The 10,792-nt window shown below is 44.1% G+C and carries 8 protein-coding genes; 2 read left to right on the top strand and 6 right to left on the bottom strand.

Annotated elements, in window-relative coordinates; all coding sequences use genetic code 11:
* A partial coding sequence (locus I8752_RS19870) for an RNA methyltransferase (protein WP_214434023.1) occupies positions 1 to 755 on the bottom strand: 755 nt, incomplete at its 3' end.
* 224 nt (positions 756 to 979) lie between these two features.
* Positions 980 to 2,179, bottom strand: coding sequence for a PEP-CTERM sorting domain-containing protein (locus I8752_RS19865; RefSeq protein ID WP_214434022.1), 1,200 nt, complete (start codon positions 2,177 to 2,179; stop codon positions 980 to 982).
* 153 nt (positions 2,180 to 2,332) lie between these two features.
* Between I8752_RS19865 and I8752_RS19860 the strand changes: the two genes are divergently transcribed.
* Entirely contained in the window at positions 2,333 to 2,932 is a 600-nt protein-coding gene (locus I8752_RS19860) for a nucleotidyltransferase family protein (protein ID WP_214434021.1), read from the top strand.
* A 35-nt stretch (positions 2,933 to 2,967) separates the two neighbouring features.
* On the top strand, positions 2,968 to 4,314 hold the full coding sequence (locus I8752_RS19855; RefSeq protein ID WP_214434020.1) for an ABC transporter substrate-binding protein: 1,347 nt from the start codon (positions 2,968 to 2,970) through the stop codon (positions 4,312 to 4,314).
* A 63-nt stretch (positions 4,315 to 4,377) separates the two neighbouring features.
* Here the strand turns inward: I8752_RS19855 and I8752_RS19850 are convergent, their stop codons facing one another.
* The 4 genes from I8752_RS19850 to I8752_RS19835 all read right to left on the bottom strand — a co-directional run bounded on the left by I8752_RS19850 (position 4,378) and on the right by I8752_RS19835 (position 10,631).
* Positions 4,378 to 6,483 (bottom strand): M3 family metallopeptidase, encoded by a 2,106-nt coding sequence (locus I8752_RS19850; protein ID WP_214434019.1) that lies wholly within the window; start codon positions 6,481 to 6,483, stop codon positions 4,378 to 4,380.
* Between the two features lie 220 nt (positions 6,484 to 6,703).
* Positions 6,704 to 7,984, bottom strand: a complete 1,281-nt coding sequence (locus I8752_RS19845; RefSeq protein WP_214434018.1) for a M20 family metallopeptidase — start codon at positions 7,982 to 7,984, stop codon at positions 6,704 to 6,706.
* 164 nt (positions 7,985 to 8,148) lie between these two features.
* Entirely contained in the window at positions 8,149 to 8,844 is a 696-nt protein-coding gene (gene bioD, locus I8752_RS19840; RefSeq protein WP_214434017.1) for a dethiobiotin synthase, read from the bottom strand.
* Between the two features lie 74 nt (positions 8,845 to 8,918).
* Positions 8,919 to 10,631: a serine/threonine-protein kinase gene (locus tag I8752_RS19835; protein ID WP_214434016.1), complete on the bottom strand. Its 1,713-nt coding sequence runs from the start codon at positions 10,629 to 10,631 to the stop codon at positions 8,919 to 8,921.
* Between the last annotated feature and the right edge of the window lie 161 nt (positions 10,632 to 10,792).

The raw sequence follows: 10,792 nt of genomic DNA, 5'->3' as shown, positions 1-10,792 counted from the left end.
CTGCCCCCCTGCTCCTCTGCCCCTCTGCCCCCCTGCCTTTCTTCCAGTGCCCATTCTACCTGCCGCAAAATGCCTCGCAGCATAGCGATTTCTTGAGTTTGCAGTTGAGCGCGATTATACAGTTGCCGGAATTTTTCCATGCGACTTGCTGCGGTATGTGGGTATAGATAACCAATCTTCAGTAACAGTGATTCTAGTTGTTGGTAGTAGACTTCCACAAGTTCCAAAGGTGCGAATTCTGTTTGAATTGGGGTTGGTGTTTCTAGGGGTTCGGCATTTTGTGCTAGTTCGTAGCAGCAAATTGCTACGGCAGTAGCCAAATTTAAAGATGGATAATTTTGACTTGTGGGAATGCGAACAAACCGCTGGGCATAATTTAATTCTTCATTGCTTAATCCTCGGTCTTCTCTGCCAAAAATTAAAGCTACGGGTCGATCTGGGATTTCTAGTAACCAAGGTAATGCTGTGCGGGGGTTTTCTAAAGGTGTTTCCCAATCACGCACGCGAGCAGTAGTTGCGATCGCTCGGATGCATCCCTGCAATGCTGCTGGTAATGTATCTACTATGAGTGCAGATTCTAGAACATCCTTGGCGTGAACTGCCATCCTCATAGCTTCCGTTGCTTGCGGATCGCATTGCGGGTTGACTAATACTAACTGATGTAATCCGAAATTTTTCATCGAGCGAGCGATCGCGCCGACATTAATCGGGCCAGCTGGTTCTACCAAGATGATTCTTACCCCAGCCAATCCCATTATTTGCCTCCTATTATGACTTTGGGAAATACTTTGAGGCTGATTTCGACATACTGCCTGATTGCCGAACATTGCCTTTTAAATCATTGTAGCTGTACTATAATGGATAGCTGACAAGTATCGCTTTACTAACTAAATCTAATAAGACTCGTATTATATTGCTGTGCAGGCAAGGTGAAACAAATGCTCGAGCAACGCCGAAGCACAGCATTTTCAATTACAAATTATTCTGCAAGCTTTGATGAGGACAGCAGCTGACGGCGACGCAGATAAACTAATCCAGCTCCTGCAAGCAATGTACTGCCTATTGTCATCGGTTCTGGTACAGCTTCGCCAGACCTAGGAGTTAATAAAAGAGCGCGTGTCTGACCGCTTTGATTGATGCCTGTAGCTGCAATTTGCCCTTTTTCATTAATGGCATTTGCTCCTAAGATTTTCCAATCTTGACTGGGGTCAATAAGGGTGTTGAGGTCAACTATGCCATCGCTGCTACTCCACAAAATGGGGCTACTACCAATTGATCCCACCACTTGACCGGCATCGTTGATATCATTGGGATAAAAGTCATACCCAGTGTCAGTCATACCACTGGTAATACTCCATAAAAAGGTATGAGCAAATTGTTCATCATAAGAGCCTGTGTCAGAATTGTAGTTAAGATTGTATGAAATTCCTACTACCTGACCAGCATTATTGATGGCATTAGCAGTACTAAAATCTCGTCCTGGAAGAGTGCCAAGGTCGGTTATGCTGCCATTGATACTGCTTAAAAAAGCACGCCCTCCAGGTGGATACAAGTTATATAAGGTCGCCACTACCTGACCGTTATCATTTAGATCGGAGGCGTATGCTCGGTCGTACCCTAGTGGAGCGTTGAGGTTGAGGTATGTTTCACCAGTGTTTTGGCTCCAAATAAAGTCACTATACCCGATATGACCCACATCACCCAACACCTGACCATAATTGTTGATGGCTTTGCCTGAACCATCAGGGCTGGTATCATTCAACGCAAGACCAACCATACCAGTATTGTTGCTCCAGAAGAAGGGTCTAGACCCAGGACGTACATAGTCACCAAAGTAACCATCAACGGTTCCTACCACTTGACCAGCATTATTGATCCCAGAGGCGTAACTAGTAGGATAGGCACTTTGTAGATAACCAAGGTCTTTCATACCAGTGCTTGCGCTCCATAAAAAGGCGCGCCATCCATCATCGCCATATGAACCACCCACTATCTGACCTAAATCATTAAGACTACTGGCATCGCTGGAAGTCCTGCCCGGTAGGATGCCAAGGTCGGTAATGTCATAGAGGGTTCCAGCCATTGCTTTGGCGTTCATCCCTAGTGTGATTAATGCAGCTATTCCATAAATAATAGGTAGCTTTGTGATACTTGTTTCTAAAGTGTTCGTCAGTGCCACGCAACTTGCTCCTCACAAAATCTTAACTTGGAATTTAAAGCCCAACTTTGGGTATGAATAATCACAAAAAATAGATTACTACTTATTTAGGTTATTTAGTCCCCTACACCCTTACACTCCTAATTGTTGACAATTACCAATCCCCAAGTAGAAATGCCTAAATCAAATGTTGCTATCATTATTCTGGCAGCAGGTGCATCAACTCGTATGGGTAGACCTAAACAACTGTTGCCTTACCAGGGACGTAGTTTACTTCAGCATACAATTGAAAGTGCGATCGCCTCAGTATGCAAACCTGTAGTTGTTGTTTTGGGAGCAAATGCCCAACAGATACGTTCTGAAGTCACACAGCCTTTTGTGCAGGTGGTTGAAAACTCACAATGGAATTTAGGTATGAGTGCTTCAATTCGTAGTGGAATTCGATCGCTGTCAACTTATTCTGAAAGTATAGATGCAGCGGTTATTACTGTTTGCGACCAGCCATTTCTTTCATCTGAGATTATTAATCTCCTCGTTGAAGCATATCATTCATTGGCAAAAGCGATCGTCGCCTCGGAATATGCAGAAACATTAGGGGTACCTGCTTTGTTTAGTCGCACATTTTTCTCAGAACTAGCAGCTTTAGGAGAGACTGTTGGTGCAAAACAGTTGATTAATAGACACCTCAACCAAGTGTTTCGCGTGCCATTTCCCTTAGGTGCAGTTGATATTGATACACCAAAAGACTACGAGGAATTGCAAGCAACTATATAATATTTAAATCTACATCATTTAGCAAACTACTTGATATGAAAATAATTTTCTATATATATAAAATCAAAAATATTGTTCGCCATTTTATTAGTTATCTTTGGCAAAGATTGTTTTTTGCAGTTGTTCTAAGTTTATGCCTACTATTTTTATATAGTTGTCATAGTGCAGCACCAAAGGACAAAGATGTTATTCATCTGACACTATGGCAAGGCATTAGTCCTCCTGCTAATCGAGATGTCTTTGAGAAACTAGTAGATAAATTTAATCAGACTCATACTGATATTTATGTAGAATCTATATATGCAGGTCAACCAGACCAACAATTGCCGAAAATATTAACAGCGGTTGTTGGGAATGTGCCTCCAGATATTTTATTATTTAACCCTCAAATTACAGGCCAGTTTGTAGAATTAGAAGCAATTCTCCCTCTAGAAGATTGGTTTAAAAAATTGCCGCTGAAGTCGGAAATTACTCCTACCTTATTTGAGGAATTGCAATTAAATGGTCACATTTGGTCAGTGCCTTTGACTACTGCTAATATAGGCATTTTTTATCGCCCTAAACTTTTCGAGGCAGCAGGAATTACGCAAACGCCGCAGACTTGGGAAGAGTTAAGGCAAGTTGCCAAAAAATTAACTATAGACCGCAATGGCGACAATCAACCAGAACAATATGGAATTTTGTTACCTCTGGGGAAGGCGGAATGGACTGTCTTTAGCTGGTTCCCGTTTTTATTAAGTGCTGGGGGAGAGGTTGTTACTGATAATCGTCCGAATTTGACAAATCCAGGAGCGATCGCAGCGTTAAAATTTTGGCAAGACCTATTAAAAGATGGTTCAGCAACCCTTTCCCCTTCAGAACGAGGTTATGAAGAGGACGCTTTTATTGCCGGTCGCGTTGCTATGCAAATCACAGGCCCTTGGACTTATATAATGAAGTCCAAAGTTGATTATCAAGTATTTCCCATACCTGCAAGCGTGAAGCACGCGACAGTAACAGCTACTCAAAATTTGTATTTAATGAAGACTACACCAGCAAGAGAGCAAGCCGCACTGAAATTTTTGGAGTATGTTTTGAGTGAAGAATTCCAAACTCAATGGAGTATAGGAACGGGTTTTTTACCAGTCAACATCAAGTCAGCTCAAAGTCAAGCTTACCAAGAATTTCTCCAGCAAAAACCTGTCTTGAAAGTCTTTCTTGACCAAATGTCTGTATCTGGTTCTCGACCAATCATTCCTGGCTATAGTCGCTTGTCTGACAGTCTTGGTCGCGCCATCGAAGCTACGATGTTAGGTGCATCTCCAGAAACAGCACTTAAAAAAGCCCAAGCAAACCTCGATCTAATTTGGGATACCGTACAGTCTGGAGGAAAAGGAAAATAGATGTTGCAGAACAGTAGGACAGGTGGAGACACCTATCCCACAATAAATCAAGGTGTTGTTATTTTAAGATGCGATCGCTAACAAGCCATTATGCTTGAGTAAAGAAACTGTACTCGGTTTGCGACCCCGGAATGATTGAAACACCTCCATTGGATGCTTGCTTCCACCAAGAGCTAGTACTGTATCTCGATAACGCTTACCTGTAGCTTTTATCGCCTCTTCATCTTCTAACCCAGCTTCTTCAAAAGCAGCAAAGGCATCAGCGCTGAGTACTTCAGCCCACTTGTAGCTGTAGTATCCTGCGGCATAACCACCTGCGAAAATGTGTCCAAAAGCACATAAGAAAGAATCTTCTGGTAGCGGTGGCAAAACAGTAGTAGTCTTGGCAAGCCGATGGCGCACGTCTGCCGCAGTTTCATTACTACCTGGGTGATAGCGATAGTGCAGTTCTAAATCAACGCTGCTAAAGTGGATTTGCCGCAATGTCGCACTGCCGCTCATATAATTGCGAGCTGCTAGCAGTTTTTGGTAATAATGCTCTGGTAAAGATTCGCCAGTTTCGTAATGCTTTGCCATGCCAAACAAGGTGGGTCGCTCATAACACCAGTTTTCCATGAATTGGCTGGGTAATTCTACTGCATCCCACTCTACATTATTAATACCTGCGGCCCCGCTGTAATCCACTTTGGTTAACATATGGTGCAAGCCATGACCAAATTCGTGAAACAAAGTCTCGACTTCATTGAAAGTCATCAAACTAGGCTTGTCATCGACTGGAGGAGTTTGATTGCACACCAAATACGCCACAGGTAACCGAATAGCATTCACACCGTTTTCAGCGATTTTACCTCGACTAATGCATGTATCCATCCAAGCGCCACCGCGCTTTTCGGCGGGACGGCTGTAGGGATCTAAGTAGAAGTAGGCTATGGGAGAACCTGTTTCATCTGCAATTTGGAAATAACGCACATCTTCATGCCAAACTGGCGCTTGTCCGTCGGCAGGTGTGACAGTGACACCAAATAGCCGTTTTACAAGTCCGAATAAACCATCTAAGACTTGGGGAAGAGGAAAGTAAGGACGTAATTCTTCCGCAGTGAAGGCAAATTTTTCTTCTCGTTGGCGTTCTGCCCAAAAACTGATATCCCAGTGTTGTAAATCTTGGGCTTCTGCTGCTCCTTTGGAGGCGGCAAAAGCTTTGAGTGCCTCTAAGTCTTTGATAGCAGCATTATAACTAGCGCTACGTAGTTCTTCTAACAGTGCCTCAACTGCCTCAACATTGGGAGCCATTTTACTAGCTAGGCTTAATTCAGCAAAATTCTCAAAGCCGAGTAAATCTGAGAGTTCTTGCCGCAACTCTAAAATACGTTCTATCAGCGGATTATTATCTAAATCGCCGGATGCTGCACGGGTGATATAAGCTTTGTAGAGCTTTTCGCGCAAATCGCGGCGGGTGCTGTGCTGCATAAAAGGGCTATAGCTGGGAAAGTCTAAGGTAATGCGCCAAGGGCCATTTTCTGGGGTGGCGTTTTCTTCTTTTGCAGCACGAGCAGCTTGTGCCGCTAAACTGAGTAAACTATTGGGTAAACCGTCGATTTCAGCTTTGGTTGTCAAGGTTAAGCTAAAGGCTTTGGTTGCATCCAGGATGTGGTTAGAGAATTTAGTGGAAAGTTCTGCTAACTCCATTTGAATAGCGTTATAACGCTCCCGCGCTTCTCCTTGTAAGCCAACACCAGAAAGTTCTGCATCTCGGATGGCAGCTTCTACAATTCGCTGTTGGGCTGGTTCTAAGCTTTTCCAGTCATCGCTGTTACGGAGTTGCTTAAAAGCATTATAAATGGGTTGGCTTTGACCGAGTTTGTTAACGAACTGTACCACTGGTGGCTGGACGGTTTCAAAAGCTTCGCGTAGTTCGGGGCTATTTTTCACACCCATTAAATGGTTCACTATACCCCAACTCCAGTTCAGCCGTTCTGTCAGCTTTTCTAGAGGCTCTACTAAACCGCTCCAAGTAGGCTGTAAATTAGCCTCTAGGGTGGTAAGCTGTTGGTCGAGTTCCTCCAATAACTGATTAAAAGCTGGTACTACTCGCTCTGGTTGAATCTCTGTGAAGGCAGGTAAGCCAGAACCTTTAAGCAAAGGATTATGAGAAATAGTGACTGCACTCATGGTTTGATATGAATTGCGGATAAATCTGGGTAATGGATGATTTTCATTTATGTATTCTTCTAATGTAGCGATCGCAGCGTTTTTTCGCTTTGCCAGAATGCCGAACTAGAATACAACAGCAAGTGTAGGGGTATAAGGGTATGAAGGTGTAAGTGAGTTAAACCCTTACACCCAGTCTTAAAAGACGACGTTTTGGCGTAAGTCCCGATTAGCCACTCAATCAATTCAAAAATTTTTCCACGCAACGGACGAATATTTCCACACCCATTGCCAAAGCGGTTTCATCAAAATCAAATCGCGGATGATGATGAGGGTACGCCAAATCTTTCTCAGGGTTAGCAGAACCTAAGAAGAAATAGCAGCCAGGAATCTCTTCTAAGAAGAATGACATATCCTCGCCGCCCATAGTTTGGCATTCTGGCACAATTCCTACAGGTGTTTCTATAACTTCTTCGGCTTGCGATCGCACCAATTCCGCCATTGTGGCATCATTAATCACTGGGGGATAAAGTTCGTAGTATTTCAAGTCATAATTTGCACCATGACTCTGACAAATTCCCGCAATTACCTGCTCGATACGCTGTTTAAAAAAGCCTTTGTATGTCGGATTAAAATATCTAACAGTTCCTTCCATACTGGCTGTATCAGCGATGACATTGTGTGCTGTGCCTGCATGGAGTGCGCCCACTGTCACCACAGCTGAATCAATGGGATTGACATTACGAGCCACAATGGTTTGCAAGGCAGTAACTATTTGCGCCGCAACCACCACAGAATCTACAGTTTGATGGGGGATTGCACCATGTCCACCTTTGCCTAAAATTTTACAGTCAAATAACTCGACAGCCGCCATTAATGCCCCATTGCGAACGCCCACCGTTCCCAATGGCAAATTGTTCCACAAATGCAAGCCGATAATGGCATCCACATCAGGGTTTTTCAGCACCCCTGCTTCAATCATCGGTTTTGCACCTCCCGGCCCTTCTTCTGCTGGCTGGAAGATAATTTTGACAGTGCCAGAAAAATCTTCTCGGTGCTGGTGGAGATAGTAAGCTGTACCTAAAGCGATCGCTGTATGTCCGTCATGTCCACAAGCGTGCATTACGCCATCGTGCTGCGATCGATAAGGCACTTCGTTGAGTTCTTGAATTGGCAAAGCATCCATATCTGCCCGAATTGCCAATACTCTTTGAGTTCTGAGGGCTGAGTGCTGAGTGCTGAGTGCTGAGTGCTGAGTGCTAGGTGCTGAGTGCTGAGTGCTGAGTTTGTTACCCTCGATGGTAGCAACAATGCCAGTTTGGGCAATGCCAGTTTGATGGTCAATTCCCCATTCCTGTAACTTTTGTGAGACAAATTCAGCGGTTAGTTTTTCTTTAAAACCCAACTCTGGTTTTTGATGCAGTCCCCGCCGCCACTCTACCAATTGTGGTTGCAGTGAGCGAATCGAGAGGCGAACGCGAGATAAGTCAACAGAAGAGGGATTGGGAAAAGTGGAAACCATTTTAAAAATAAGCTAGTTCTAAACAGCTAACTTAGGTCATTTTCCCAGTTTAATCGTTCTGAAGGTGTTAAGTTAATCGCCATTCGAGGATGAGGGAGACAAGGGAGAAATAATAATTACTTCTACCTTCTGACAACTGACAACTGACTCTTGTACAGACGCGATTAATCGCGTCTGTACGACAACTGTAATGTTTCCAAATCCAGATTTGATGCTACTTGAGCGAGTTTATCTAAATCATTGAGGTTATCCAGATAGGGTAAACAGCCTAAAACTGGCGTGTTAGTGAGTGATTGAATTAAATCTGGTGGTGTCCAATCGGCTATTTCTGCATCTGAATAAGATTGTATGCAGTTCAGCACAATGCCTTTAAGATTCACCCGTGTTTGTCTAGCTAGTGCTACATTCGCTACTGCTTGAGCGATCGCACCTAGTCTCACGGGCACTACCAATACCGTTGGCAAACGCCATTTTCCTGCTAAATCTGCCACTGTCAATTCATCTGTAATTGGGGAACCCAATCCTCCTAAAGCTTCTATCAGAACGAAATCACGACGCGATCGCAGTTCTGACAAAGTCTGCCAAACTACTGCTAAATCCACTTGGCGATTTTCTCGCGCTGCTGCGATGGGTGGGGCTAGAGGTGCTTGAAAGTACAAGGGTGTAATTTCTTCGGCAGATTGTTCTAGGGCAAATAGTTGTTGATACCATTCGCGATCGCCAATTCCTGATTGAATTGGTTTCATAATTCCCCAGCTACGCTGGGGGTAATATTTTTGCCAATAGGCTGCCAAAGTTGTGGTTAAAACAGTTTTACCCGCTTCAGTATCGGTTCCAGTAATCAGTAGTGCGTTTAACAATTTTTAATAATCCCAAGTTCAAGTAAAGGCTGAAGTATGAAATTATCCTACTCATCAAGACATGAGACATGAATTTAGGGTGAAGTGCTGGGATTGGGAAATGGTGTAAATGTGCTATTAACAGGTGGGCTGTTTTCTCCACCAGCATTTGGCGTTGGCGTTGGCGTGATGATTGGTGTTGGTGTTGGTGTTGGTATTGGTGTTGGTGTAATTATTGGTGCTGGCGTGGGGGTTTCTACTGGTATCTGTATAGGAGTTTCTATAGGTGTTGGTGTGGTTGCTGGCTCAAGCGGTTTTTCTAATGTAGCATTCAAGTTGTAATTGCTTTGGGCAACTCCGGGAGTGAGAGTTAGCTGAATAGTATATCTACCAGTAATCGGTAATATTCCTTGATAGGATGTTACTTGCTGGGCAGTATTATCAATTGGTTGTTGGTTGGAATTTAAAACTGATAGTAAAATACCGCTTCCTTGGTCAAGAAATGTTGTTAACTTAGCTCCTTTTTGTCCAAAAAAGCTGTACTGAATGATTTGATTTGCCTTGAGAGTATCTTCAACTATAGTTGTGTCAGATCCTCTTAAAGGGAGGCGCTTGGTAGAGATAACAGGTTGTTCGTTAGTAGGTGTAGGTGTGGGTGGAGATGCGAATGTAGTACCACCAGAAACAACTGGCGAAGGAAAAGTTTGTGGTGAGGTCTGGTCTTGGGATGTTCTTGAATGATTGCGGATAGAACTTACCAGCGCCCACGAACCGAATCCTGCCAAAACAACAACAGCACTACCAATTGCCCCGACTGCCAAGGGATTATCTAAAACTGAACTGCTACGGCTGGGTGTAATTACGGGGTCGGGTTTGTTGTTGGGTGTGGTTGGTGGTGATATTGGGTCGGGGCGGCGACCAACAGCAACTGTTTGCAAATTGGACAATTCAGGAGCGGGGACACCAGGTAATTCTGGATATTGTAATACTTGGGCGACATCAGCAGCACTTTGATAGCGATCGCTCGGTATCCGATTCAACATCCGATTCAAAACCTGGGCAAATTGCGGATTTACCCTCACCCATCTTTGCCAATTCCAAGTAAGTTGGTTTTCATCAAATAAATCGCTTGGTTCTCGACCAGTCAGCAAAACTATTGCTGTCACTGCTAAGGCATACAAATCGCTATTTGGATAAGCGCGTCCTGTTTGCATTTGTTCGCTGGGAGCGTAACCTAATTTTCCTACTGTAGTGACTGGTGATTCGCTATCTGGTGACTGCAAACGCGTTGCCAGTTCTTTGACCACTCCGAAATCAATTAACACCGGTTTAGCGTCGCTATCTCGCAAAATAATATTTTCCGGTGAGATGTCCCGATGAATAATCCCGCGACTGTGAATATGCTCAAGCACAGGCAACAAAAAGCGTATCAACTGCAACACTTCTGCTTCACTGAAAGTTTGACCAACAGCTAGGCGATCGGCTAATAAAGTCCGGTAAGTCTTGCCAGCGACATAGTCCTCCACCAAAAATAAGCGCTGGTCTTGGTCAAATCTTTCCCGGAATTTCGGTACTTGTGGATGTTCAATTTGGTACAAAATAGTAGCTTCTCGCTGGAACAGTTCTTGTGCCTTCTCCCAGTCAGAAGCGCGTGTAGCCAATGGAATCAATTCTTTGATCGCGCACAGTTCGTTAAAGCGCCTCTGGTCTTCTGCCAGATAGGTTCTACCAAATCCCCCTTGTCCAAGAATTTGAATTACGCGGTAACGATTTTGCAATACAGTGCCAACTATAATGGGTGGTTGCATGATGGATTTATATAGTGTGGTGGCAACTGAAAAAGAAGTCACTCACAAAGATAAATCCAAGCGGCGACAGACAGTTACCTGCGGGAATATTCTATCCTAACCAACGGGTACACCCCTAGAGGGAGATGAGGGCGGGGGCAGAGGGGCATAGGGGCATAGGG

The organism is Dendronalium phyllosphericum CENA369 (assembly GCF_016056275.1).
Lineage (GTDB): Bacteria > Cyanobacteriota > Cyanobacteriia > Cyanobacteriales > Nostocaceae > Dendronalium > Dendronalium phyllosphericum.
The sequence above is the reverse complement of the archived record's forward strand: the minus strand, read 5'-3'. Positions and strand labels throughout refer to the sequence as shown.

Coding starts and splice junctions, on each gene's coding strand:
- I8752_RS19860 (WP_214434021.1), top strand. CDS start 2,333: ATGCCTAAATCAAATGTTGCTATCATTATTCTGGCAGCAGGTGCATCA.
- I8752_RS19855 (WP_214434020.1), top strand. CDS start 2,968: ATGAAAATAATTTTCTATATATATAAAATCAAAAATATTGTTCGCCAT.
- I8752_RS19850 (WP_214434019.1), bottom strand. CDS start 6,483: ATGAGTGCAGTCACTATTTCTCATAATCCTTTGCTTAAAGGTTCTGGC.
- I8752_RS19845 (WP_214434018.1), bottom strand. CDS start 7,984: ATGGTTTCCACTTTTCCCAATCCCTCTTCTGTTGACTTATCTCGCGTT.
- I8752_RS19835 (WP_214434016.1), bottom strand. CDS start 10,631: ATGCAACCACCCATTATAGTTGGCACTGTATTGCAAAATCGTTACCGC.